A 24,544-nucleotide genomic window follows, 5' to 3' on the forward strand; every position below is an offset into this window, starting at 1 on the left:
GCGGGGAGGCCGGGCGGGCCCATGATGCGGACTCGGCACCATCAGGATCCGTGGTGCCTTGTCCGCATCGTGGGCGAATACAGTTGACAGATGCTTCTCGCCATCGACACGTCGTCAGGAACCTCGGTGGCGGTGGTCGACCGCGACGGCGGCGTGCTCGCCGAGGTGACCGAGCTCGATACGCGCCGCCACGCCGAGGTCATCGGCGAGTCGATCGCGTTCTGCCTCGATGCGGCTGGCGTCGCTCCGGACGAGCTCAGCGCCGTCGTCGCAGGCATGGGCCCGGGGCCCTTCACCGGGCTGCGGGTCGGCATCGCGGCCGCGCGAGCATTCGCGTTCGGAGCGGGCAAGCCCTGCCTGCCGCTCATCAGCCACGACGCCATCGCGTTCGAGCGGCTCGGAGGGCTGGCCCTGGCGATCAGCGGCGCAGCACCCGACCCCGCCGCCTCCGAAACCGCAGCACCCGAGCCCGCAGCACCCGAGGCCGTCGCCCCCCTTCTCGTGATCACCGACGCGCGACGCCGCGAGCTGTACTGGAGCGCGTTCAGGGGACTCGACGGCGCCGGGCTGCCGGTGCGGCTGGCAGCGCCCGGGCTGGCCCGCCCCGCTGAGCTCGATGAGGCTGTCGCCGGATCCTGCGGTTCGGCCTTCGTCGCCGAGGCGACGCGAACCGACCCGACCTCCACTCCCGTGTCGGCCGCCGCCCTGGGCATGCTCGGCGAGGTGCTGTTCGCCGCAGGGCGTCCGTTCGCCCGCGACGAGCCGCTCTACCTGCGCTCGCCCGACGTGACCGTTCCGGGCGCGCCCAAGAGGGTCTCGTGACGAACGCCGAACCGGTCTACCGGCGTGCCGTGGCCGACGACCTCGACGCGATCATGGCGCTCGAGACGGCGCTGTTCGTGAACGACGCCTGGAGCCCCGAGCTGATGGATGCCGAGCTGGCGAATCCGCAGGGCTTCTATCTGATCGCCGAGCAGGGCGAGGGTGTGGTCGGCTACGCCGGGCTGCTCTCGCCTCGGGGGGCGCCGGAGTCGGACGTGCAGACGATCGCGGTGGCGCCCGAGGCCCGGCGACAGGGGATCGCTCGCGCCCTGATGAACCGTCTCCTCGCCGAGGCGGTGGAGCGCGGCGCCCGCGAGACGTTCCTCGAGGTGCGCGTCGACAACCCCGGCGCGCAGGCCCTCTACGAGTCGCTCGGCTTCGAGGGGATCGCCGTCCGCCCCCGCTATTACATGCCCGACGGCGTCGACGCCCTCGTGATGAAGAAAGACCTGGAGCAAGCCGAATGAGCGCCACCGACCCCCTCGTGCTCGGCATCGAGACGAGCTGCGACGAGACCGGAATCGGCATCGTGCGCGGCCGCACCCTGCTGGCCAACGTCATCGCGTCGTCGATGGACGAGCACGCGCGCTATGGCGGAGTCGTGCCCGAGATCGCGGCGAGGGCCCACCTCGAAGCACTGCAACCGACGCTCGAGGCCGCGCTCGCCGAAGCCGGCGTCACACTGGACGACCTCGACGCCATCGCGGTGACGAGCGGCCCGGGCCTCGCCGGAGCACTCATGGTCGGCGTCGGAGCGGCGAAAGCGCTGGCGCTCGGCGCAGGCAAGCCCCTGTACGCCGTCAACCATCTCGTCGGACACGTCGGCGCCGATGTGCTGCGAGACGATGGCAGCGAGATCGAACTCCCCACCATCGCCCTGCTGGTCAGCGGCGGACACACGTCGCTGCTGCACGTGCGCGACCTGCTCGACGACGTCGAACTGCTCGGCGAGACGATCGACGACGCGGCCGGCGAGGCCTTCGACAAGGTCGCGCGCCTGCTCGGGCTGCCCTACCCCGGAGGGCCGCAGATCGATCGGGTGGCGACCGATGGCGACCCGAAGGCGATCCGCTTTCCACGCGGGCTCACCCTGCCGAAAGACCTGGCTCAGCACCGCTACGACTTCTCGTTCTCGGGCCTCAAGACGGCGGTCGCCAGGCACGTCGAAAAGCTCCAGAACGCAGGATCCGACGTGCCGACCGCCGACGTCGCCGCCAGTTTCCGAGAGGCCGTCGTCGACGTGCTGCTGACGAAGGCGCTCGCCGCATGCGCCGAACTCGGCGTGCCGCGCCTCCTGCTCGGCGGCGGTGTCGTCGCCAACGCGCGCGTGCGCCAGGTCGCGGCTGAGCGGTGCGCTGCGGCGGGAATCGAACTCAGGATCCCACCGCTCGCCCTCTGCACCGACAACGGCGCCATGATCGCGGCTCTCGGCGCTGAGCTGGCGTCGCGCGGGCGGGCGCCCAGCCCCCTCGGCTTCGGCGCTGACTCGACGTTGCCGGTGACGAGCGCGCAGGCCAGCTGACGCCCGTTGCGTGCGTGCGTGCGGGTGGGTCGGCTAGGGCGCTCTAGGTGATCTCGGCAATTTGAGAGTGATTTCTGGTCGTCGCCCCATTTTTCTCCGTGCTTGTGGGAGGCGCCGAACGGATCGCTCTCAAATTGTTGACGATCGGGTCAGGTGAGGCCGGGGCGAGTCAGACCGGAGCTGTCGGCGGTGGCGGAGACTCCTTTTGGGGCCTCCACCCTCTGCCTGGCGGCGGGTACTGTCGGGGATGAACGACCCACGGCCGCGATCACAGACCGGAGCTAGTCACCATGACCGACAACAACTCACACGACCGTCCTTCCGCCGACGACCAGGCGCGGAAAGACTCGGAGCAGCCGCCGAGGTACGAGCCGAACCCGACCTACGGGCAGCAGCCGAGCGGGCAGCAGCCGACGTATGGCCAGCAGCCGACCTACGGCCAGCAGAACGCGCAGCCGCCGGCGTACGGTCAGCAGCCGACTTACGGCCAGCAGCAGTACGGCCAGCAGGCCTATGGCCAGCAGCAGCCGAACCCGTACCAGCCGTACGGCCAGCCCGGTTACGACCGTCCGACCACCAACGGGCTTGCGATCGCGTCGCTGATCACGGGCATCGCGGGGCTCACGATCTTCCCGGTCGTGCTGCCGAGTATCGCCGCCATCATCCTGGCGATCATCGCGCGCGGGCAGATCAAGGCGCGCAACCAGGGCGGCAAGGGACTCTCGCTGGCCGGCCTCATCCTCGGCATCGCAGGCGTCGTCGTCGCGATCGGCATCATCATCCTCGTGATCGTTGCATTCTCGGCTGGATACTCGAACGGCGACTTCGACCCCTCCTCCTACCCGAACACGTGATCCCGGCCCTCTGGAGGCTCGGGCTGCTCCTTGCCCTCCGCTCCAGGGTGCGTCCGGGTGCGCCGGGCACCCTGCCGGCCACGGCGACGCGCGTCATCCTCGGTGTCTGGATCGCTGCGCTGGCCGTGGCGGCGCTCGTCGTCGTGGCGTGCGTCGCCCTGCTCGTCTGGGTTGTCGTCCGGGCCTGAGTGCCGCGCAGTGAGCGAAGGCGCCTCGAGTGGCAGTGCCGCGAGATGGCCGTACCTGCGGCTGTGGTGCCGATCGGCGGGAGATCGGGCCATCTCAGGCATCGCCTGAGCTAGGCACCGAGATCAGCCGCGACCACGCGCTCGCAGAGCAGCGCCGTGTGTCGGCCCGCCACTCGCGTCAAGATCAGTGTGGCCTCGTTCGCGCCCTTCAGCTGCAGCTTCTTGCGGAACGCCGCCGGGTCGACGTCGACCCCGCGCTTCTTGATCTCTACCCGGCCGATGCCGCGCGTCTTGAGCTCCTGGCGCAGGAGCTTCTCGTCGAGCGGGAACGTCTCGATCACACGGAAGCACTGCGCGAACGGAGTGGCCCGAGCGGTCGCCGACGACAGGTAGGCGATGTCGCGGCTGATCGTATGCGCATCAAGGGTCCGGGCCAGATCGCCGATCAGGCGGGCCCGGATCACAGCGCCGTCGGGTTCGTAGACGTACTCCGCGAGTTCGGCCACGTCGACGTCGTCCGAGTCTCCGGGGGCCGTCATCTCGGAGGGCCCGTCCGGGCCGAAGACGAGTGCCGCGCGGCCGACGCCCGGGCGAGCCAGATCGCCGAACCAGACGCCGACCTCGACCACCGAGCGGTTGACCGAGATCCACTGGCATTCGGCATCGGTCGGAAGCAGATCGCGGTCGACGCCGGGGCCGAGCTTCACTCCGGTCGGAAAACGCGAAGCGAAGGCGAACGCGGTGTCGAGTGTCGGAGACCACTGACTCGGATCCTGAATTCGTGAGGTGTTGGCGTGGCCGGCCGTCCGGCGCGCAGGATCCAGGAACACGCCGTCCACCCCCGCCAGATCCACCTGTTCGGCGTCGCCCAGTCGCACCTCGGCGCCGCTCCACGGGGCGAGGTTGTAGGTCGCGACGGCCGCGGTCACCTCGTCGCGGTCGACGGCCAGCACTCCCAGCTCGAGCGCCGCGAAGGCCAGGGCGTCGCCGCCGATGCCGCAGCCGAGGTCGGCCACCCGGGTGACGCCCGCCCGACGGAAGCGGCCCGCGTGGGTGGAGGCGACCGCGAGGCGTGTGGCCTGCTCGAGCCCGGCCTCGGTGAAGAGCATGCGCTCGGCGAAGTCACCGAACTTGGCACGACCCTTGGCGCGCAGCCGCGACTGGCCGAGCACCGCGGCGACGAGCTCGGGCGAGTGGCCGGCTTTTCGGAGGCGTGCGACCTGCGACACCACGTCCGCTTTCTGGTCGAAGGCGGGCAGCGAATCGAGCAGCCGCAGCCCCTCGGGCGTGAGGAGCTCGCGGAGCTCGGAGGATTCCATGAGTTCATCGTCGCACCTGGCACTCGGATTGACCGAGTGCCAGCCACGCTCTAGAGTTTGTTCTGGCACTCACACGCGTGAAGTGCCAACCAGAGATTTCCAGAGTCACGCCGCTTGTGAGAAAGAAGAGGTCAACCGTGTCGGTCAACATCAAGCCGCTCGAAGATCGCATCGTCATTCGTCAGGTCGACGCCGAGCAGACCACTGCTTCCGGCCTCGTGATCCCCGACACCGCCAAGGAGAAGCCCCAGGAGGGCGAGGTCGTGGCTGTCGGACCGGGTCGCATCGACGACAACGGAAACCGCGTTCCCCTCGACGTCGCCGTCGGCGACAAGGTCATCTACTCGAAGTACGGCGGAACCGAGGTGAAGTACTCGGGTGAAGACCTGCTGGTGCTCTCGGCCCGCGACGTGCTGGCGGTCATCGTCCACTAGGTCGAAGCCCCCTGCGAAGGGCCCCGTCTCACTGGAGACGGGGCCCTTCGTCGTTGGCGCTCCCGTGCCGGGGTGTGGCAGTCCGGAACCCCTCCGATGACGGAGGTCGTCGATAGTCTTTCCCAGTGAAAGACGACATCGGCACCGCCCGTTCCGGCCTGATCTACGCGGTCATCGCCTACGGCCTCTGGGGTGTGCTGCCGGTGTACTTCCTGCTTCTGCGGCCCGCAGGCGCCGTCGAGATCGTGGCGTGGCGGATCCTCTGGTCTCTCGTCTTCTGCGGGGTGCTCCTCGCCGTCACGCGCTCGTTCGGCCGTTTCGTCGCCCTTCTGCGCGATCGCAGCATCGCCGGCACACTGGGGCTCGCCGGGGCATTCATCGTCGTCAACTGGACCACCTTCATCTTCGCGACGCTCTCCGGGCACGTCGTCGAGGCGGCCCTCGGCTACTTCATCAATCCGGTGGTGACGGTGCTGCTGGGCGTGCTGCTGCTGCGCGAACGCCTGCGGGTGCTCCAGTGGGTGGCCGTCGGCATCTCACTCGTCGCGATCCTGGTGATCGCCATCGGCTACGGCCGGTTCCCGTGGATCTCGCTGATCCTGGCGTTCTCGTTCGGCTTCTACGGTCTGATCAAGAAGAGGGTCGGAGGCCGGGTCGACGCGGTCAGTGGCCTGAGCATCGAGACGCTCGCGCTGGCAGTGCCCGCGGCTGTCGCCCTCGTCGTCGTGAGCGCGACCGGCTTCACCTCGCAGACCGGCGGCCTCGCGTTCGGCTCGTCGGGCACGCTGCAGACCGTGGCGGTGGTCGGCACGGGCGTGATCACGGCTGTTCCGCTGCTGCTCTTCGCGAGCGCGGCACGGCGGCTGCCCCTTTCCACGCTGGGGTTGACGCAGTACATCGCGCCCATCCTCCAGCTGATCGTCGGCGTCGCCCTCCTGCACGAACCGATGACGACCGCTCGGTGGATCGGATTCGCGCTCATCTGGGTGGCCCTCGTCGTGCTCAGCACCGACGCCGTCCGTGCGGCCAGGCGCGGTCGACCCGAGCCCGCAGTCGATATCGCCGCCGACGAACCGCAGAAGCACGCAGGTGATTCATCACGAATTGCTAACGAAACCGCAAGGTGACGCCCGCAACACACGGTCGAAACAATCTGCACATAGGTTCTAACCCATTCACACGGTTGGGCCGCGCACCATCGCGCGGCCGCATCACCACCGTCAAGAAAGGGTTCACGGATGATCCGATCCATCACCGCCCTCAAGGGACTAGCCGTCATGGGGGCAGCCTCCATGCTCCTCGTGGGCTGTTCCTCGACAGGGGCAACGCCTTCCAACACGTCGTCAGCGTCGTCGACCGCGAAGGCCGATCCGGCCGCCAACTGCAAGGTGCCCTCGTCGCCGAGCACTGACGCGATGAAGATCGGCACCATGCTGCCGCTCACGGGTTCGCTCGCGTACCTCGGACCGCCCGCCATCGCCGGCGCCGGGCTCGCTCTCGAAGACATCAACAAGGCCGGCGGCGTCGTCGGCAAGCCCGCCGAGATCTCGACCGCCACCGACTCCGGCGACTCGACCGACCTCACCGTCTCGAGCGCGGCTGCCGCCAAGCTCAAGGCCGCCAAGGTCTCCGTCGTGCTCGGCGCCGAGTCGTCCAGCGTCACGCTGAACGTGGTCGACCAGATCACCGGCAGCTGCACCATCGAGATCTCGCCCGCCAACACAGCGTCGACTCTCTCGGGCTACTCGTCGTACTACTACCGCACCGCACCGCCGGACTCGGTCCAGGGTTCGGCTCTCGGCCAGCTCATCGTCAACGACGGTGCCGCCAAGGTCGCGTTCCTCGTCTTCAACGACTCGTACGGCACCGGCCTCCGCGACTCGACCCAGGCCGCCATCGAGGCAGCCGGCGGCTCGGTCGTCTACGGCGGCAAGGGCAAGAGCCAGGAGTTCCCTCCCGGTCAGACGACCTTCTCGTCCGAGGTGACCGCGGCGCTCGCCGCCAAGCCCGACGCGATCGTCATCCTGGCCTTCGACGAGACCAAGTCGATCGTTCCCGAGCTCGTCTCGCAGGGCGCCAACCTGTCGACCGTCTACATGTCGGACGGCAACACGGCCGACTACTCGAAAGACTTCAAGGCCAAGACCCTCTCGGGCGCCCAGGGCACCATCCCCGGCGCGCAGCCGAACGACAGCCTCAAGAAGCGCCTCAACACCTGGTACAAGACGAACAACGGCAAGGCGCTCAGCGACTACTCGTACGCCGCTGAGTCGTACGACGCAATCATCCTGACCGCTCTCGCCGCCGAAGCCGGCAAGGGCACCGACGCTCCGACGATCCAGTCGAAGATGGCCGCTGTCTCGGGTGCCGACGGTGGTACGAAGTGCACCACCTACGCCGAGTGCAAGAAGCTCCTCGACGCGGGCACGGACATCCAGTACACGGGCCCCTCGGGTATCGGACCGTTCAACAAGAACAACGACCCGTCGAGCGCCTACATCGGCATCTACAAGTTCGACAAAGACAACAAGCCGGTTTACCAGAGCAGCATCCAGGGTGACGTGAAGTAATTCACCACCCCTGACACAGAGGGCCCGGCGGGAGCGATCCTGCCGGGCCCTTTGGCGTGTCGGGATGGCGTGCGGCGAGCTGAGGCCGGGGCCGTGGCCGGGGACCTGAATTCAGGTGCGCCGGGGGCGGACTCAGGTGCGAGCGGCGCCTCGGATCCTGAGTTCAGGTTTCGAGTTTCGTCTCCGCCCGTAGTTCAGGCGCGGAGCGCGAATTCTCCTGCATTCAGGACGAGGTTGCCGACGAGCGGGGAGGGCAGGATCCTGCGGCTCGCTCCGTATCACTCAGCCAGGATGCGCTGGAACAGCCGGTGATCCTGCCAGCGTCCCGCGATGCGCAGGTAGTCGCGCGCGAAACCGAACTCTTCGAAGCCATTGCGGCGCAGAACCTGCTGCGATGCAGCATTGTGCACGAGCGTGCCGGCTGAATCCGATGCAGCCCGAGTCCGCCTGCAGCCTGTGGCTGGCCGGCATGCGCGACGGCAGCGCCGACGATCGAGAGCGCAGGATCCTGCGGTCCGCCGCTCAGCCAGCCCTCGAGCCGCCCCACATGCCGAGTGGCGGCATCTGCCGCTTTGGCCGAAGCCGAAGTCGCAGATGCCGCCACTCGGGGCAGGCGGGCGGGGCTACTCGCCGTCGACGTCTTTCGCCAGGGTGCCGAGGTAGAGCTCGATCACCTTCGGGTCGTCGGCCAGCTCGCGACCGGTGCCCGAATAGGCGTTGCGGCCCTGGTCGAGCACGTAGCCGCGGTCGCAGATCTGCAGGCAGCGGCGGGCGTTCTGCTCGACCATGATCACCGAAACGCCGGCCTTGTTGATGCGACGGGTGCGGATGAAGGTCTCGTCTTGACGCACGGGGGAGAGCCCGGCGCTCGGCTCATCGAGCAGCAGCACCTTCGGGTCCATCATCAGGGCTCGCGCCATGGCGACACTCTGACGCTCGCCACCCGACAGCGAGCCGGCGCGCTGGTCGCGACGGTCTCGGAGCACGGGGAAGAGATCGAAGATGACGTCGAGGCGCTCCTCGAACTTCTTCGGGCGGAGGAACATGCCCATCTGGAGGTTCTCGACGATGGTCAGCGACGGGAAGACGTTGTTCGTCTGCGGAACGAACCCGACACCGGCCTGGACCAGCTTGTTGGCCTTCAGGTTGGTGATGTCGCGGCCCGCGAGCGTGACCGACCCGGAGTGGATCTTGACGCCGCCGAACAGCGCCTTGAGCAGCGTCGACTTTCCCGCGCCGTTCGGCCCGATGATTCCGATGAGCTCGCCCGGATAGCAGACAAGGTCGCAGTCGTTCAGGATGTTGACGCCCGGGAGATAGCCGGCGACGAGGTGCTCGGCGCGCATGATCGGCTCCTGGCCGGCGAACTTCTCTGTGCCCTTGTGGGTGCTGGTGTCGAGGATGCTCATGCTTTGCCTTCCGATGCCTTGCCGTCTGCGCCGTGCTCGGTCTCGGCCCGGGCGGCGTCCTCTTCTTTGACCTCGGCCTCGAGCTCTTCGAGTGAGTCGTCGGTGAGGAGGGAGTCGTCACCGAGGTCGGTGTCGTGGTGGGCGCCGAGGTAGGCGTCGATCACGGCCTGGTTGTCCATCACCGTGTCGGCGGGGCCCTCGGCGACGATCTTGCCCTCGGCCATGACGATGACCCAGTCCGAGATGTGCCGCACCATGTGCATGTCGTGCTCGACGAAGAGGACGGTGGTGCCCTCGTCGCGGAGGCTCTGGATGTGCCCGAGCAGCGACTGCGTCAGCGCGGGGTTCACGCCGGCCATGGGCTCGTCGAGCATGATCATCTCGGGGTCGCTCATGAGCGCCCGGGCCATCTCGAGGAGCTTGCGCTGGCCGCCCGAGAGGCTGCCCGCGTAGTCGTCCTTCTTCTCGTAGAGCTTGAAGCGCTGCAGCAGGTCTTCGGCCTTCGCCTCGATCTCGGCCTCGCGCTTCTTCCAGAGCGGCTTGACGATCGCAATGAAGAAGTTCTCGCCCGGCTGGTCGCGCGCTCCGAGGAGCATGTTCTGCATCACCGTCAGGCGCGAGAGCGCCTTGGTCAGCTGGAACGTGCGAACCATGCCGCTCTTGGCGACCTTCGCCGCGCCGACCGCGCCCATCGCCTTGCCGTCGAAGACCCAGCGGGCGGTGCCCTCGCCCCGGTTGGTGAGCGACGGAGCCGAGTTCGGCTTGTCGAAACCGGTGAGGAGGTTGAAGAACGTGGTTTTACCGGCGCCGTTCGGGCCGATCAGCGCGGTGATGGCGCCGCGCTGCACCTCGACGTGCTGCACATCGACGGCCGTCATGCCCCCGAATTTGCGGATCACATTGTCGACGGTGAGGATCGGGTTCGGTTTGGCGGATCCTGGTTCTTCGGAGACGGTCGCGAGCTTCTTGCGAAGTTCGACGCGGTCGTAGTCGTAACCGGGCTTCAGGTTGGTTGTGGTCTCAGACACTGAACGACAGCTCCCTCTTATTACCCAGGATTCCCTGTGGTCTGAAGATGATCAGGCACATAAGTGCGATTCCGACGAGAACGTACGAGAACTGCACGGTCTGCTGGGCTCCCATGATCGAGTCGGGGATGAAATCCTGCGCCAGCGTCTGGATGAGAAGACGCATGACGAAGAACAGGATCGCGCCGAGCACGGGGCCGAAGACGGTCGCCGCACCACCCAGCAGCAGCGCCGTGTAGATGAAGAACGTCGTCGAACGACCGAGGCCGTCCGGCTGCACCGACGACGGCAGCACGTAGATGATTCCGGCGATCGCGCCGATCACACCGCCGAGCACCAGCGCCTGCAGCTTGTAGCTGTAGACGTTCTTGCCCAGGCTGCGAACCGCGTCTTCGTCTTCGCGGATGCCCTTGAGCAGGCGACCCCACGGGCTGCGGGCGAGAGCCCAGATCAGCAGGAGGAAGAGGGCGACGAGGCTCCAGCCGACGATGCGGATCCACCAGCCGTTGACGCCGTTGTTGTCGTACGTGAACCACAGGATGGTGGTGGTGCCGTTCGGCAGGGGCGAGAGAGCGGTGAAGGCGCCGTTGTACGAGTTGCCCGTGATGCCGTTCGATCCGCCGGTGAGATCGGTGAGGATGCTCGAGCGGCCGACCATGCGGATGATCTCGGCGGCCGAGATCGTGACTATCGCGAGATAGTCGCCCCGCAGTTTGAGCGTCGGCAGACCGAGGATGAACGCGAAGACGAGCGCGCAGAGCATGGCGACCAGGACGGCCGCGAAGATCGGCAGACCCCGCTCGACCGCGATGGCGAAGCCGTAGGCGCCCAGCAGCAGGAACGCCGCCTGGCCGATGTTGAGCAGACCCGCGAAACCGAAGTGCACGTTGAGGCCGATCGCCGCGATGGCGAAGGCGGCCGTCGTCGGCGCAAGCGCCTGGACGGTCAGGGATTGGAAGAGATTGACGATGTAGTCCATGAGTTGTCTCCCTTAACCGATGCGCTCGCGGCGGCCGAAGATGCCCTGCGGCCGGAACAGCAGGATGAGGATGAGGATGAGGAGGGCCGTCGCGTACTTGAAGTCACCGGGGAGCACGAGGTTCGTGAGCTCGACGATGATGCCGACGATCATGGAACCGACCAGGGCGCCGAACGCCGTGCCGAGGCCGCCGAGGGTCACCGCGGCGAAGATCAGCAGAAGGATCTGCAGACCGGTCTGCCAGTTCACCCCGTTCAGCACGAGGCCGAGCATGACGCCCGAGAGGCCGGCGAGACCGGCGGCGACAGTCCACACGAGGCGGATGATCCGGTCGACGTCGATGCCCGAGGCGGCGGCGAGCGACGGGTTGTCCGAGACCGCGCGGGTGGCACGGCCGGTGCGGGTCTTCAGGAGGAAGAACCCGGCGCCGGCGAGCACGACGATCGAGATGCCCATTGCGACGTACGACTGGATGGTCAGCGTCACGCCGCCGATCGTCACCGTCTCGGGGTTGGCGGTCGAGATGCGCACCGTGGCCGCGCCGTAGAAGTACTGGAAGGCGTACTGCAGGGCGATGGAGAGGCCGATAGTGACGATCATGAGCTGCGTCAGGCTGAGCCGCTTCTTGCGCAGCGGCTTCCAAATCAGGGCGTCTTGGAAGAACCCGGTTGCCGCCGAGATCACCACCGTGACGACCGCGGCGAGGATGAGGTTGAGCCCCAGCACGTTCGCGAACGTGTAGGCGAGCAACCCGCCGAGCGTCACCTGCTCGCCGTGGGCAAAGCTCTGGAGGCCGGTCGTGCCGTAGACCAGCGAGAGGCCGATGGCAGCGAGGGCCAGAAGGAGGCCGAGCCGGATCCCGGAGACCGCCTGCTGGGCGAAGCGCTGCCAGGTGACGTCGTTGGTCGCGGCGTTGTCGATGGTCGCGCCCTTCGTGGTCGTCAGCTGAAAGAGCGTTCCGGCCGACGAGCCGAGACTCACCTGGACCTTGCGGTCGTTCGTGCCGGCGTTCGCCAGGAACTGCCCGCTCGGCAGGGTCGACTCGTCGAGCGACACGGTGTAGGTGCCCGCCGTCTTGGCCGGAATCACCCAGCGGCCGACCGCATTCGTCGTGCCGGTCAGGGCATCGCCCGACTCGGGCTTCGCCGAGATGGTGACGCCCTCGGCGGGCTTGCCGTCGCTGGTCTTCAGCGTGCCCTGGATGCACGCGGTCGTCGCATCGGCCACACAGGTCGTGGTCGCCGCCTGCGCCGAGGTCGGCGCGAGCACGAGCGAGGCGAGGCTGGCCAGCAGCCCGAGCATCAGCAGTGATGCCACGACGACCAGCGAGTGGCGGGTGGGGATGCGGGAGCGGGAGCCCGATCGGGTATCAGAACGCGTTCGCAGGGAGCGGGAACTCCGGAGCGGTGGTGTGTTCGTGGGCACGAGAATCACAGAACCTCCTGGACGGCCCAGTCGGACATTTCCCCGAGGGTCTGGCTCGCCGTCGTCGTTGACAGTACTTTCCCTATGTGTCGGCTGTGTTTCCGCGAAAACACGGTAGAGACACAGGAGTCTAAATGGTTCCTAGGCTCGTCGCGGTACCGGTGGCTCGTGTCGGCGCTGTTGCGGGTCCGTGGCGGGCCTGCTCCACTCCGGTCTCGGGAATGATCGCGTGCCCCGCGGGTTAAGATGTATCACCGGTGCTCGACGGCGAAACCGGTTCCCACTGTCGCAGCTTCATTCACTCAAAAGGTGGCTCATGGACCAGCCGGATCCCTTCGGTTTCATCGGACTCACGTACGACGACGTCATGCTCCTGCCCGGGCACACCGACGTCATCCCGTCCGAGGCAGACACCTCGTCGCAGCTGACGAAAAGGATCCGGGTGGCGACGCCGCTCCTGTCCGCGGCCATGGACACCGTCACCGAATCCCGCATGGCCATCGCCATGGCGCGCCAGGGCGGTCTCGGCATCATCCACCGCAACCTGTCGATCGCCGACCAGGCGGCCCACGTCGACAAGGTCAAGCGCAGCGAGTCGGGCATGATCACCAACCCGGTCACCACGACGCCCGACGCGACCGTCGCCGACGTCGACGCCCTGTGCGGTCAGTTCCGTGTCTCCGGCCTCCCGGTCATCGAACAAGACGGCACGCTCGTCGGCATCATCACGAACCGAGACATGCGCTTCGTCTCGAAGTTCGAGATGGCCAGCACGCTCGTGCGCGACGTCATGACGAAGGCGCCGCTCATCACCGCGGCCGAGGGCGTCGATCCCGACTCGGCGATCGCCATCTTCGCGCAGCACAAGATCGAGAAGCTTCCCCTCGTCGACGAAGCCGGTCGCCTCCGCGGTCTCATCACGGTCAAAGACTTCGACAAGACCGAGCAGTACCCGAACGCGACCAAAGACGACGCGGGCCGACTTCGTGTCGGTGCGGCGATCGGCTTCTTCGGCGACGCGTGGCAGCGCGCCCAGGCGCTCCGCGACGCGGGCGTCGACGTCCTCGTCGTCGACACCGCCAATGGCGAGAGCTTCGGCGAGCTCGACATGATCAAGCGCATCAAGGCCGACCCGACCTTCGCCGACATCGACGTGATCGGCGGCAACGTCGCAACGCGCTCGGGTGCCCAGGCCCTCATCGACGCCGGCGCCGACGCGATCAAGGTCGGCGTGGGCCCCGGCTCGATCTGCACCACCCGCGTCGTCTCGGGCGTCGGCGTGCCCCAGGTCACCGCCGTCTACGAGGCGTCGCTCGCCGCACGCGAGGCCGGCGTTCCGGTCATCGCCGACGGCGGCCTGCAGTATTCCGGCGACATCGCCAAGGCCCTCGTGGCCGGCGCCGACACCGTCATGCTCGGCTCGCTCCTCGCCGGCTGCGACGAGAGCCCGGGCGAGATGGTGTTCGTGGGTGGCAAGCAGTTCAAGGCCTACCGCGGCATGGGCTCGCTCGGAGCCATGCAGACCCGCGGCAAGAACACCTCGTACTCCAAAGACCGCTACTTCCAGGCCGATGTGCCGAGCGACGACAAGCTCATTCCCGAGGGCGTCGAGGGCCAGGTGCCGTATCGCGGCGCGCTCGCCAACGTCGTGTACCAGCTCGCCGGCGGGCTCCGCCAGTCGATGTTCTACGTCGGAGGCCGCACGATCCCCGAGCTGAAGGCCCGTGGCAAGTTCGTGCGCATCACCGCCGCGGGGCTCAAGGAGAGCCACCCGCACGACCTGCAGATGGTCGTGGAGGCGCCGAACTACCGCCGGTAGTCGCTAGGCAGCGCTTTCCGGAGAGGGCACCGCCGATGGGCGGTGCCCTCTCCGTTTTGCGGTGGTGAGCGGGGATGTGTTTCGCCACGAGGGCTGTGGAGAGCGCGAGCGAAGGATCCTTGGGGTCGTCAAAGCTCGTCGCATGCGATTCGATCTTCCGCCCGGGCCATTCGAGGGCGTCTATGTCTCGAGGGGTGGCCGCGCACTCGAGACCTTCCGGCAGGCCTGCAAGTCGGGTGTGCTTCGTCGAGTGAGAGCCGGCGCGTACGTTGACGCTTCGCTCTGGGAGGCCAGCGATCGCCGACGGCGATCACTCCTGATCATTCAGGCGGTGGCGGCGTCGCGCGGGTTTCAGGATGTGCTGTCTCACGAGTCGGCTGCCGTTCTGCTGGGATTGCCGCTACTGAACGAGCCTGAAGAGGTGCACTTCACGAGCCCGGAGATTCGGAGCACCCGGTCGCGGAGCGGGGTGACGTGGCACGCTGGTCCGTTGACCGCGACCGACGTCATCGAGATGCCACCATTCACACTGACCTCGCCGACACGGACTCTCGCGGATATCGCGCTCGGAAGTTCTTTCCCCGACGCGGTCGCGGTCTGCGACGCGGCACTTCGACTCGAAAGAACAACCATTGATGCCATTGCGTGCGCCCTGGGAGATTCCGGCCGGACCCACGGGCGCCAGCAGGCTCAGCGTGTACTCGCCTTTGCCGATCCTCGGGCGGCCAATCCAGGTGAAAGCCTCTCGCGCGTCGTCATCGACAGCCTCGGCTTCGAGGCGCCGCAGCTGCAGGTCCCTTTCGACGACCGCCTAGGCCGCATCGGCGTCGTCGATTTCTGGTGGGAGCGAGCGGGGGTCATCGGCGAGCTGGATGGCTTTCAGAAATACGCGAAGGCCGAGTACCTCCGTGGGCGCACACCGTCGCAGGTGGTCGTCGGGGAGAAGCATCGCGAGCGCCGACTCGAAGCCCTGCCGGTGGTTCGCACTGTGGTGCGATGGGTCTGGCGAGATGCGCTGGAGCCGCCACGGCTTCACGCGCTGCTGAGTACCGCCGGCGTGACTCGGCGATGACGGCGACACCGTCTTTCGGGGCGGAGCACGTCCATCGGCGGTGTTGAGTCCGAAAAGCGGTGTCACGGGCAGGAGGGCGGCAGGCCGGTAGGGTTGACGAGTGACTGAGGTAGAGATCGGCGTCGCCAAGCGCGCCCGCCGCGCATACGCGTTCGACGACATCGCGATCGTTCCGAGCCGCCGCACCCGTGACCCCCGCGACGTCAACCTCGGCTGGTCGATCGACGCGTTCCACTTCGAGACGCCGATCATCGCGGCCCCCATGGACTCGGTGGTGAGCCCCGCGACGGCCATCCGCATCGGTCAGCTCGGCGGCCTGGGCGTGCTCGACCTCGAGGGCGTCTGGACTCGCTACGACGACCCCGAGGCGGTGCTCGCTGAGATCCGCGGCCTGCCCGACGAGATCGCCACCGCCCGCATGCAAGAGATCTACGCGGCGCCCATCCGGCCCGAGCTCGTCACGGCGAGGCTCGCCGAGATCCGCGCAGCCGGGGTTCCGGTCGCCGGCGCCCTCAGCCCGCAGCGCACCCAAGACCTGTACCAGACGGTGGTCGACGCCGGTGTCGACCTCTTCGTGATCCGCGGCACGACGGTCTCGGCCGAGCACGTGTCGAAGAACGCCGAGCCGCTCAACTTGAAGAAGTTCATCTACGAACTCGACGTGCCCGTGATCGTGGGCGGTGCCTCCACCTACACGGCGGCGCTGCACCTCATGCGCACGGGTGCGGCCGGCGTCCTCGTCGGGTTCGGCGGGGGAGCAGCCTCGACCACCCGAGCCTCGCTCGGCATCCACGCACCCATGGCGTCGGCGGTCGCCGATGTCGCCGGAGCACGCCGCGACTACCTCGACGAGTCGGGCGGCCGGTACGTGCACGTCATCGCCGACGGCGGTCTCGGCACCTCCGGCGACATCGTCAAGGCCATCGCGATGGGGGCCGACGCCGTCATGCTCGGTGCCGCCCTCGCCCGTGCGACCGACGTGCCGGGTGGCGGTTTCCACTGGGGAGCCGAAGCGCACCACCCCGAACTGCCCCGTGGCCGACGCATGCACGTCGGATCGACGGGCACGCTCGAGAACGTCCTGTTCGGCCCGGCGCCGACGACCAACGGCACGGCGAATCTCATGGGAGCCCTCCGCCGCTCCATGGCGACGACCGGTTACAGCGACCTCAAAGAGTTCCAGCGCGTCGAAGTGGTCGTCGCGCCGTACCACCCGCACTAGCCGGGCAGGTCAGGTCGAGCGGCGCGTGTTGAGGCCTTTCGATTCGCACCGACGAGAAGCGCAGGATCCCGCGGGCCGGGTTCGCTGACAGCGTGCGCGGGGCGACCCGGTGCCGGGAAGCGCCGCCGCCGGATCCTTGTTGACCCTGTGGACAGCCCGGCTCGCCTCGATTTTCGCGACGGTAAGCTGAGACGACTGCCCCCGAGCTTCTGGAGACCAGCCCATGGTTGACGTGCGTCGTGTGAAACTCCCCGGTGTGGGAGTGCTTCACACCTTCATCACCGACGACGGTGGCAAGTGCGGAGTGATCACGCATCGTTCCGGCCACAGCGACCTCATCACGTTCAGCGACGATGCCGACGGCGACAACGTCACGAAGGTGTCGCTGCGTCTGAGCGAAGACGAAGCGCACACCCTCGCCGAGTTGCTCGGCGGCACCCGCATCACCGAGTCACTGTCGGCGCTCGAGCAGATGCCGGGCCTCAGCATCGACTGGTTCACGGTCGACTACGACGATCACATCGCCGGGCAGCCGCTCGGTGACCTCGCGGCCAAAGGCGTCGTCGGTCTGACCGTCGTCGCGGTCGTACGCGGTGAGACCGCCAACCCGGCGCCCTCGGGCGACTTCAAGGTGTTCCCGGGCGACACGCTCGTGGTCGCGGGTTCGCCCGAGAAGGTCGCGAAGGCATTCCACTTCTACCGCAGCGGCGGCATCAAGTCGGCGGCCGGCGTGCCCGCGGGCGGCAGCACGCTCGTCGACGGCGGTTCGTCGCTCGACTCCCCGCCGGGGGTCTAAGCCGTATGCACCTGGGTCAAGAGCTCCTCGTCTTAGGGATCCTCCTCGTCCTGGCGTACATCCTCGGCCGGCTGGCGAAGCTGATCGGCCTCCCGACGATTCCCGTCTACATGGTCGTCGGCCTGCTCGCGAGCCCCCACGTCGGCTGGTTCCCCCTCGACTTCGAGTCCGACAAGATCGAGCTGATCGCGATCTTCGGGTTGATCCTCCTGCTGTTCAACCTCGGGCTCGAGTTCGATCAAGACGAGTTCTTCGGCAACGTCGGCAAGCTGGTGCTGTCGGGTGGCAGCTATATAGCCGTCAATATGGTCGTCGGCCTGGCCTTCGGCTTCTGGGTCGGCTGGGGCACGCGCGAGGCGCTCGTGATCGCGGGCATCACGGCCACGTCGTCGTCGGCGATCGTCACCAAGCTGCTGATCGAGCTCGGCCGTCTGGCGAACCGCGAGACGCCGATGATCCTCGGCATCACTGTCGTCGAAGACATCTTCATCGCGATCTACCTCGCGATCGTCTCGGTCGTGCTCAGCGGCGAGACCGCGCCGTGGCCGGTGATCGGCAAACTCGCGATTGCGTTCCTGTTCCTCATAGTGATGTTCACCATCGCGAGATGGGGCGGCAAATGGGTCTCGAAACTCATGCGCACCAAAGACGACGAGCTCTTCACGATCCTCTTCTTCGGGCTCGCCGTCATGTTCGCGGGGATCGGCGAAATCCTCGGCGTCACCGACGCGATCGGGGCGTTCCTGATCGGTCTGGTCTGCGGGGCGACGCGGTTCCGCAACCGCATCGAGACCTTCGCGCTCCCGATGCGCGACGTCTTCGCGGCGTTCTTCTTCTTGAACTTCGGCCTTGCGCTGAACCCCGGCACCTTCCCCGCGGTGGTCTGGCCCGTTATCGCGGCCGTCGTCATGACGATCGTGCTCAACGCGGGTGCCGGCCAGTTCGTCGCGTGGCTCAACAAGCTCGGGCCGCAGGCCGGAATCAACGCGGCGGCGATTCTGCACAACCGGGGCGAGTTCGCGCTGATCCTCGCGACGCTCTCGCTGGGGGCAGGGCTCGACGACCGCATCCAACCGTTTGCCGGTCTCTACGTGCTCATCATGGCCGTCATCGGGCCGCTGCTCGCCGCCAATTCCGAGAAGATCGGAGGCGTACTCTTGCGCAAGAAGAAGAAGGCCGCCCGGGCGAACGCGAAGCAACAGGTCGTGCCGCGGGGCAGCGAAGAAATCGCGCTGATGGAGGCTGCCCTCGCCGGTGAGACACCCCGGCAGAGTGCCGATCTCGACGACGACCTCGAAGCGGTGGCGCTTGCGGTCCCCGTCGACACCGACGAATTCCTCTACGGCACCGACGACGACGAGGTCGACGCTGCGGCCGAGCAGGCCAGCCAGCAGTCCGACCACCGAGCAACACGGCAGAGAGACCCCGAATACTGATGCGCGACGACCAGGTGAGACCGCTTCCCGACAGCATGTGGGAGGTCGCGCGTCGACCGCGCTGGATCGGCATGCTCGCCCTCGCCCTCGCTGTCGCCGCCCTCTTCGCCTGGCTCGGGCACTGGCAGCTCGATCGCAGCGTCGACAGCCTCAAGCCCGTCAGCACAGGATCCGAGACCAGCACCCCCCTCTCCGACCTCACGTCGCCCCAGAGCAAATACCTCGATAAGTTCACCGGCCAGAAGGTGACGGTCACGGGCGCGTTCGACAAAGACGACTTCCGCGTCATCAGCGGCCGCCTCAACCACTCCGACAGTGGCTACTGGCTCGTCGGCCGCTTCGTCGACTCCTCGACGGGCGGCTCGCTCGCCGTCGCGCTCGGCTGGGGTGCGACTGCCGCCGACGCCAGGTCCGCGATCTCGTCGGTGCCGGTGGCCCCGACGACGACCGCGCTCGCCGGGCGGTACCTGCCGAGTGAGGCCGCATCCGAGGGCAAGTTCCAGGAGGGCCGGGAGACGGTCGTCGCCGTACCGCAGCTCATCAATCAGTGGAGCGACTTCTCGGGCGACGTCTACAACGGCTATGTCGTGGCCGATCGCTCTTGGGGCGACCTGACGGCGATCTACTCGCCGCCCCCGATCGACAAGACCTCGATCAACTTCTTGAACCTCTTCTACGCGATCGAGTGGGTGGTCTTCGCCGGCTTCGCGATCTTCCTCTGGTTCCGTCTCGTGCGAGACGCCTTCGAGCGCGAGATCGAGGAGGCCGAAGAGGCCCGTGCGCTGCTCGAGGGTGGTTCTCCCCAGGCATCGCTTCACGCCGACTGACCCCTGATCCGCCTCGATTAGACTGGCTCCCATGCCCCTGAAGCCTCGGCCGCGCAATATCCCCAAGATCCCGGGGGCGGTGCGCCTGTACAAGATCTCCGCCTACGTCACCGGTGTCATGCTGCTGTTGCTCTGCTTCGAGATGCTGTTGAAGTACACCGGCCTCCAGACCGAGATGGCCATCGGCGATCCGCGCGGCTTCTTCGTGCGCGAGGGCACCATCCGCAGCCCAGCTCTCGACCTGTCGCTCGGCATCCTCATCGCCCACGGCTGGCTGTACGTCGTCTACCTGTTCACCGACTTCCGCCTGTGGAGCATCATGCGGTGGCCGTTCTCTCGGTTCATCCTCATCGCTCTCGGCGGGGTTATCCCTCTGATGTCATTCTTCGTGGAGCGCCACATGGCCAAGATCGCCCTGACCGAATACGAGGCGCTGCAAGCAGAGCGCGAGACGGCGAAGGCCACCGCATGAGCGACGAGACCGTGCAGAAGCCCGTCCTCGTCGTCGACTTCGGCGCGCAGTACGCCCAGTTGATCGCCCGACGCGTTCGGGAGGCCGGCGTGTACTCCGAGATCGTGCCGCACACCATCACCGCGGCCGAGGTCGCGGCGAAGAGCCCGGTCGGCATCGTCCTCAGTGGCGGCCCGTCGAGCGTCTACGAAGAGGGTGCGCCGGCCCTGGACGCCGGCATCCTCGACCTCGAAGTGCCCGTGCTGGGCATCTGCTACGGCTTCCAGGCCATGGCCGTCGCCCTGGGCGGCGAGGTGGCGAAGACGGGCGCGCGTGAATACGGCGCCACCGACGTGACTGTCTCGGGCACCGAGTCGACACTGCTCGATGGGCAACCCGCCGCACAGACGGCGTGGATGAGCCACGGCGACTCCGTTTCGAAGGCGCCCGAGGGCTTCGAGGTGCTCGCCTCCAGTGCGTCGACTCCCGTGGCCGCGTTCGCCTCCGACGCCCGACGTCTGTACGGCGTGCAGTGGCACCCCGAGGTCAAGCACTCCGCCCACGGGCAGGCCGTGCTCGAAAACTTCCTGCACCGCGCGGCAGGCATTCCCGCCGACTGGAACAGCGGCAACGTCATCGCCGAGCAGGTGGCACGCATCCAGGAGCAGATCGGTGCGGGCCGCGTTATCTGCGGTCTCTCGGGCGGGGTTGACTCGGCAGTGGCCGCGGCCATCGTGCACAAGGCCGTCGGTGACCAGCTCACCTGCATCTTCGTCGATCACGGCCTGCTGCGCGCCGATGAGCGCACTCAGGTCGAGAACGACTACGTCGCTGCCACGGGCATCCGTCTAATCACGGTCGACGCCGAGCAGCAGTTCCTCGACGCTCTCGCCGGAGTCTCCGACCCCGAGCAGAAGCGCAAGATCATTGGTCGCGAGTTCATCCGGTCCTTCGAGGAGGCGGCCACGGCCCTCGTCCTTGAAGCCGACGCCTCGGGTGCTGGGGAGCCGGTCAAGTTCCTCGTGCAGGGCACGCTCTACCCCGACGTGGTCGAGTCGGGCGGCGGCACCGGCACCGCGAACATCAAGAGCCACCACAATGTCGGCGGCCTCCCCGAAGACCTGCAGTTCGAGCTCGTCGAGCCGCTCCGCACCCTGTTCAAAGACGAGGTCCGCGCCATCGGTCGCGAGCTCGGGCTTCCCGAGGTCATCGTCGGCCGCCAGCCGTTCCCCGGTCCCGGCCTGGGTATCCGCATCGTCGGCGAGGTCACGCACGAGCGTCTCGAGCTGCTTCGTGCTGCCGACAAGATCGCCCGTGCCGAGCTCACCGCGGCGGGCCTCGACAACGAGATCTGGCAGTGCCCGGTCGTGCTCCTCGCCGACGTCCGGTCGGTCGGCGTCCAGGGCGACGGGCGCACCTACGGTCACCCCATCGTGCTCCGCCCCGTCTCCTCCGAAGACGCGATGACCGCCGACTGGACCCGCCTGCCCTACGACGTGCTCGCCAAGATCTCGAACCGCATCACGAACGAGGTCGCCGGCGTCAACCGTGTCGTGCTCGACGTCACGTCGAAGCCGCCGGGCACCATCGAGTGGGAGTAGCGGAGCGCAGCTGGTTCGCTGGCTAGCTCCGAGCCGCACCGCTTTCGGCCCGCGACACCGCCTTTCGGCGGTGTCGTGGGCCGTTTGCGGTTCCGGGGTACGAGGGGCGCCATCGCCGAGATCGCAGTAGCGGTCGGGTGGTGGCGACAACTAGTGCGATCTCGGCGCGGGCGTGAAGCGTCGCACGGCGGGGGTGCGGCACAGCGGCGGTGCAGGCCGGGGCGCCAAGGCGGCGGCCGCGAGATGGCCCGACCTCCGGGATTACCGACGGCTGGCGGGAGATAGGGCCATCTCGCGGGTGCCGCCCGCGGCTTGGCACGCCGGGACGTCGCCGAGATCGCAGTCGTGGTCGGGTGGTGGCGACCACTAGTGCGTTCTCGGCGCAGTGGGGGCCGCAGAGCGCGAGGTGGCCTGAACTACGAGAATGCCGGCGTAAAGCGGGAGATCGGGCCATTTCGCGGGCCGTGCGACGCCCGGGCGCCGAGATCGCAGTAGTGGTCGGGTGGCAGCGACCACAGGTGCGATCTCGGCGGTTACGGCGGCCCCAGCGGCCGCGGCTGTCCATCGACCGGGGCCGAGCTCATGCCCGGCCCGCACCAGGGTGGACGCAAAACGGGCCGCCCTCCGTGAGGAGAGCGGCCCGTGTGCTGAGACAGAAGCTAGTTGTTGCCGCGCAGGATCGCGAGCATGCGCAGGATCTCGGTGTACAGCCACACGATCGTGACGACGAGGCCGAAAGCGGCCTGCCATCCAAAGACGCGCGGGACACCCCGCTCGACGCCGACCTTAATCTGCGTGAAGTCCATCACGAGCGAGTAGGCGGCGAGGAGCACGACGATGATACCGATCCAGAAGCCGAGCGGAATGCCGAGGAACTCGATGCTGCGGAGGCCGAACTGACCCGAGGTCACGCCGGTGAGCTGCAGAACGAAGCTGATCAACGAGAAGGCCAGGTAGCCGAGCATGGCAACGAGGAAGATCTGGGTAGCGCGCTTCGACTCGCGGACCTTGCCCGACTTGAAGAGGGCCAGCGTCACCGCGAACACACCGAGCGTGCCAAGGATGGCCTGGACGACGATGCCGTCGTAGGCGGCTTCGAAGTAGCTCGAGAGCCCACCGACGAGAAGACCCTCGAAGCCGGCGTAAGCCAGGACGAGCGCGCCCGACGGGCGCTTCTTGAAGATGTTGACGAAGGCGAGGACCAAGCCGACGATTCCGCCGACGACGGCGAGAGCGGGAACGAACCAGCCGATCGCGGCACCGACGAGGAGCACAGCGAAGGCGCCGACGGTCTTGGCGACGACGTCTTCGTACGTCATCCGGTCGGTGTCGACCGGCGTGGCGCTGGGCTTGCTGTACAGGTCGTTGAGCTGCTCGGCAGTCATGCCGCCGTTCACGACCGGCTGCTGACCAGCCTTGCCCTGAGCCGACTGCGCGGCCTGCCAGTTCACCAGGTCGTTGCCGTTGTTCGAAAAGGCCGGCGACTGACTGAAGCCGGGATTCGAGTGAGCCAATTGGTCCTCCAGGGGATCCGCGTCGGCGATGGTTGGTGGGGTCGGCCGACACTGCTTTTGTTGAACTCGAGTCTACGTGTTTGCTGTACGGCACGTGCTGAGAATTCACCTGATGAGAGGCGGTTTCGCCACGGGAGAACGTGCAGGGCGTGCACGTTTGCACCCGACTGAGAGCGGCGTGGGGAGAGGGTCGTGAGCCGGGCTGTCGGATCCTGCGGTTACCGTGTTCTCGTGACCCTCGAACCCCTCGTCATCGCCCATCGCGGAGCCAGCGGCCACCGCCCCGAGCACGGCGCCGACGCGTATCAGCTGGCCATCGAGCTCGGAGCCGACGCCATCGAGCCCGACATCGTCGCGTCGAAAGACGGAGTGCTGGTGCTGCGGCACGAGAACGAGATCTCGGGAACGACCGACGTCGCCGAGTACCCCGACTTCGAAGGTCGCCGCACGACCAAAGAGGTCGACGGCCAGCAGGTCACCGGCTGGTTCACCGAAGACTTCACCTGGCCCGAGCTGCAGCGCCTGCGCATCCGGGAGCGATTGCCGCTGCTGCGACCCGAGAGTGCGGGCCACGACGGCGAGGGCAGGATCCTGCGGTTCCGCGATCTGCTCGACCTCCTCGACGCAGACCAGGCCGTCGAGGCCGCCGTCTCGCTCGTCGCCGAGGTGAAGCACGCCACCTACTTCACCTCGATCGGGCTGCCGCTCGGCGAGCTGGTTGCGACGGAACTGGCCGAGACCGGCTGGATCGACGACCCCCGGCTGACGGTGGAGAGCTTCGAGCGGGGCGTCCTCGACGACTTGCGCGGGCGCGGTGTCGGAGGACGCTTCGTCTACCTGCTTGAAGCGGCGGGCGCGGCGTTCGACCTGGTGGCGCGCGATGGCGCGGCGGCGACGACGTACGCCGAGCAGCTGACTGCGGAGGGCATGGCCGCCCTGAACCGCGACGAAGGTCTCGACGGGGTCAGCGTGCCCAAGGGCCTGCTGCTCGGCGAGGGCGGGCGCGGCGACGCGACCCTGGTCGAGCGGGCGCACGGGCTCGGGCTCGAGGCTTTCACCTGGACCCTGCGACCGGAGAACGCGTTCCTCGCGAAGCCGAACCGAATTGGGTCGACAAAGGCCGATCATGGCGATTGGCGCACCGAATTCCACGAGATCGCCGCGACCGGCGTCGACGGGGTCTTCACCGACTTTCCCGAGCTGCTGCTGGAGGTTCTTCCGAGGGTGTCGGCCAACAGCTGAGACGCACGCCGCGG

23 protein-coding genes and 1 pseudogene are annotated in these 24,544 nt (G+C 67.5%); 17 read left to right on the forward strand and 7 right to left on the reverse strand.

Features of this window, described 5'->3' with window-relative positions; genetic code table 11:
- Positions 1–90 precede the first annotated feature (90 nt).
- The 5 genes from tsaB to VH571_RS14170 all read left to right on the forward strand — a co-directional run bounded on the left by tsaB (position 91) and on the right by VH571_RS14170 (position 3,386).
- The gene (tsaB, locus tag VH571_RS14150; RefSeq protein ID WP_423265083.1) at positions 91–822 is read left to right on the forward strand and encodes a tRNA (adenosine(37)-N6)-threonylcarbamoyltransferase complex dimerization subunit type 1 TsaB; all 732 of its coding nucleotides are present in this window, start codon (positions 91–93) and stop codon (positions 820–822) included.
- Positions 819–1,289, forward strand: a complete 471-nt coding sequence (rimI, locus tag VH571_RS14155; RefSeq protein ID WP_423265084.1) for a ribosomal protein S18-alanine N-acetyltransferase — start codon at positions 819–821, stop codon at positions 1,287–1,289. The genes tsaB and rimI overlap by 4 nt, the downstream gene beginning before the upstream one ends.
- The gene (gene tsaD / locus VH571_RS14160) at positions 1,286–2,344 is read left to right on the forward strand and encodes a tRNA (adenosine(37)-N6)-threonylcarbamoyltransferase complex transferase subunit TsaD (RefSeq protein WP_423265085.1); all 1,059 of its coding nucleotides are present in this window, start codon (positions 1,286–1,288) and stop codon (positions 2,342–2,344) included. Before rimI ends, tsaD begins: the two co-directional genes overlap by 4 nt.
- Positions 2,345–2,634: 290 nt before the next feature.
- On the forward strand, positions 2,635–3,198 hold the full coding sequence (locus tag VH571_RS14165) for a DUF4190 domain-containing protein (protein WP_423265086.1): 564 nt from the start codon (positions 2,635–2,637) through the stop codon (positions 3,196–3,198).
- Positions 3,195–3,386 (forward strand): hypothetical protein, encoded by a 192-nt coding sequence (locus VH571_RS14170; protein ID WP_423265087.1) that lies wholly within the window; start codon positions 3,195–3,197, stop codon positions 3,384–3,386. Before VH571_RS14165 ends, VH571_RS14170 begins: the two co-directional genes overlap by 4 nt.
- 110 nt (positions 3,387–3,496) lie before the next feature.
- Here the strand turns inward: VH571_RS14170 and VH571_RS14175 are convergent, their stop codons facing one another.
- Positions 3,497–4,705: a class I SAM-dependent methyltransferase gene (locus VH571_RS14175; RefSeq protein WP_423265088.1), complete on the reverse strand. Its 1,209-nt coding sequence runs from the start codon at positions 4,703–4,705 to the stop codon at positions 3,497–3,499.
- A gap of 137 nt (positions 4,706–4,842) precedes the next feature.
- Between VH571_RS14175 and groES the strand changes: the two genes are divergently transcribed.
- The 3 genes from groES (at position 4,843) to VH571_RS14190 (ending at position 7,709) form a co-directional block, all read left to right on the forward strand.
- On the forward strand, positions 4,843–5,139 hold the full coding sequence (gene groES, locus VH571_RS14180; protein ID WP_055965070.1) for a co-chaperone GroES: 297 nt from the start codon (positions 4,843–4,845) through the stop codon (positions 5,137–5,139).
- Between the two features lie 125 nt (positions 5,140–5,264).
- Positions 5,265–6,266: an EamA family transporter RarD gene (gene rarD, locus VH571_RS14185; protein ID WP_423265089.1), complete on the forward strand. Its 1,002-nt coding sequence runs from the start codon at positions 5,265–5,267 to the stop codon at positions 6,264–6,266.
- 111 nt (positions 6,267–6,377) lie between these two features.
- Positions 6,378–7,709: an ABC transporter substrate-binding protein gene (locus tag VH571_RS14190; RefSeq protein WP_423265090.1), complete on the forward strand. Its 1,332-nt coding sequence runs from the start codon at positions 6,378–6,380 to the stop codon at positions 7,707–7,709.
- Between the two features lie 278 nt (positions 7,710–7,987).
- Here the strand turns inward: VH571_RS14190 and VH571_RS14195 are convergent.
- From VH571_RS14195 to VH571_RS14215, 5 genes and pseudogenes are all read right to left on the reverse strand, one after another.
- A pseudogene (locus tag VH571_RS14195) lies at positions 7,988–8,163 on the reverse strand (GNAT family N-acetyltransferase); the annotation flags it as partial.
- Between the two features lie 169 nt (positions 8,164–8,332).
- Entirely contained in the window at positions 8,333–9,055 is a 723-nt protein-coding gene (locus VH571_RS14200; protein ID WP_370275166.1) for an ABC transporter ATP-binding protein, read from the reverse strand.
- Positions 9,056–9,114: 59 nt separating this feature from the next.
- Positions 9,115–10,146 carry an ABC transporter ATP-binding protein gene (locus tag VH571_RS14205; protein ID WP_123939546.1) on the reverse strand — a complete coding sequence of 344 codons (1,032 nt, stop codon included), beginning with the start codon at positions 10,144–10,146 and terminating at the stop codon, positions 9,115–9,117.
- The gene (locus VH571_RS14210) at positions 10,139–11,125 is read right to left on the reverse strand and encodes a branched-chain amino acid ABC transporter permease (RefSeq protein WP_055965080.1); all 987 of its coding nucleotides are present in this window, start codon (positions 11,123–11,125) and stop codon (positions 10,139–10,141) included. The genes VH571_RS14205 and VH571_RS14210 overlap by 8 nt, the downstream gene beginning before the upstream one ends.
- A 12-nt stretch (positions 11,126–11,137) precedes the next feature.
- Positions 11,138–12,559 (reverse strand): branched-chain amino acid ABC transporter permease, encoded by a 1,422-nt coding sequence (locus VH571_RS14215; RefSeq protein WP_423265091.1) that lies wholly within the window; start codon positions 12,557–12,559, stop codon positions 11,138–11,140.
- Between the two features lie 307 nt (positions 12,560–12,866).
- Here VH571_RS14215 and guaB point away from each other — a divergent pair, with 307 nt between their 5' ends.
- The 8 genes from guaB to guaA all read left to right on the forward strand — a co-directional run bounded on the left by guaB (position 12,867) and on the right by guaA (position 21,774).
- The gene (gene guaB, locus VH571_RS14220) at positions 12,867–14,369 is read left to right on the forward strand and encodes an IMP dehydrogenase (protein WP_055965083.1); all 1,503 of its coding nucleotides are present in this window, start codon (positions 12,867–12,869) and stop codon (positions 14,367–14,369) included.
- A gap of 490 nt (positions 14,370–14,859) precedes the next feature.
- On the forward strand, positions 14,860–15,441 hold the full coding sequence (locus VH571_RS14225) for a hypothetical protein (RefSeq protein WP_423265092.1): 582 nt from the start codon (positions 14,860–14,862) through the stop codon (positions 15,439–15,441).
- Positions 15,442–15,541: 100 nt separating this feature from the next.
- Positions 15,542–16,663 carry a GuaB3 family IMP dehydrogenase-related protein gene (locus VH571_RS14230; protein WP_423265093.1) on the forward strand — a complete coding sequence of 374 codons (1,122 nt, stop codon included), beginning with the start codon at positions 15,542–15,544 and terminating at the stop codon, positions 16,661–16,663.
- A 223-nt stretch (positions 16,664–16,886) separates the two neighbouring features.
- Positions 16,887–17,459, forward strand: a complete 573-nt coding sequence (locus VH571_RS14235) for a cation:proton antiporter regulatory subunit (protein ID WP_055965091.1) — start codon at positions 16,887–16,889, stop codon at positions 17,457–17,459.
- Between the two features lie 5 nt (positions 17,460–17,464).
- Positions 17,465–18,895, forward strand: a complete 1,431-nt coding sequence (locus VH571_RS14240; RefSeq protein WP_423265094.1) for a cation:proton antiporter — start codon at positions 17,465–17,467, stop codon at positions 18,893–18,895.
- Positions 18,895–19,722, forward strand: coding sequence for an SURF1 family cytochrome oxidase biogenesis protein (locus VH571_RS14245; RefSeq protein WP_423265095.1), 828 nt, complete (start codon positions 18,895–18,897; stop codon positions 19,720–19,722). The genes VH571_RS14240 and VH571_RS14245 overlap by 1 nt, the downstream gene beginning before the upstream one ends.
- A gap of 31 nt (positions 19,723–19,753) precedes the next feature.
- Positions 19,754–20,194 (forward strand): DUF3817 domain-containing protein, encoded by a 441-nt coding sequence (locus VH571_RS14250; protein ID WP_055965098.1) that lies wholly within the window; start codon positions 19,754–19,756, stop codon positions 20,192–20,194.
- Positions 20,191–21,774 carry a glutamine-hydrolyzing GMP synthase gene (gene guaA, locus VH571_RS14255; protein ID WP_423265096.1) on the forward strand — a complete coding sequence of 528 codons (1,584 nt, stop codon included), beginning with the start codon at positions 20,191–20,193 and terminating at the stop codon, positions 21,772–21,774. The genes VH571_RS14250 and guaA overlap by 4 nt, the downstream gene beginning before the upstream one ends.
- 659 nt (positions 21,775–22,433) lie before the next feature.
- On the opposite strand, the gene VH571_RS14260 is transcribed toward guaA, so the two are convergent.
- The gene (locus VH571_RS14260) at positions 22,434–23,288 is read right to left on the reverse strand and encodes a Bax inhibitor-1/YccA family protein (RefSeq protein WP_194600636.1); all 855 of its coding nucleotides are present in this window, start codon (positions 23,286–23,288) and stop codon (positions 22,434–22,436) included.
- A gap of 231 nt (positions 23,289–23,519) precedes the next feature.
- Here VH571_RS14260 and VH571_RS14265 point away from each other — a divergent pair, with 231 nt between their 5' ends.
- On the forward strand, positions 23,520–24,530 hold the full coding sequence (locus VH571_RS14265) for a glycerophosphodiester phosphodiesterase family protein (RefSeq protein ID WP_423265097.1): 1,011 nt from the start codon (positions 23,520–23,522) through the stop codon (positions 24,528–24,530).
- Positions 24,531–24,544 lie beyond the last annotated feature (14 nt).

It is taken from the genome of Frondihabitans sp. 4ASC-45, assembly GCF_049472575.1.
GTDB lineage: Bacteria > Actinomycetota > Actinomycetes > Actinomycetales > Microbacteriaceae > Frondihabitans.